Below are 306 nucleotides of genomic sequence, written 5' to 3'. Positions count from 1 at the left end.
CTCGGTGACGTACCGCCAAGTGGGGCGCCCTGCTGCCGGGTTCACCGGACAGGTCGAAGCGTTCCGGTACGACCGGAGCCGCGGGGTCGGTGCCGACGACGGCGCCCCGCGGATAGCGGTAGCCCAGGACCACGTTGAGGATGCCGCGCTGCGGGCCGCCTCCACCGCCACCGCCGCCCATGCCGGGCGGCGGGGCGAACCCGGGGTGGCTGTGTTCCACCGACCGTGCGGCGGCGCGGGCACTGGTCGCCTCGGCCACCGGGCGCCGCTCCGCGTCGTGGGTGTCCAGCAGCCCCTCCCCCGCCC

The 306-nt window shown here is 77.1% G+C and carries 1 pseudogene; it reads right to left on the bottom strand.

From position 1 onward, the window contains the following. Positions 1 to 306, bottom strand: a pseudogene (locus TN53_RS43785) (monooxygenase); the annotation flags it as partial.

Origin of the sequence: Streptomyces sp. WM6386 (assembly GCF_000972385.1) — a bacterium.
In the GTDB taxonomy this organism is placed as follows: domain Bacteria; phylum Actinomycetota; class Actinomycetes; order Streptomycetales; family Streptomycetaceae; genus Streptomyces.
Note: the sequence above shows the minus strand (reverse complement) of the source record. Positions and strands in the feature narration are given on the sequence as shown.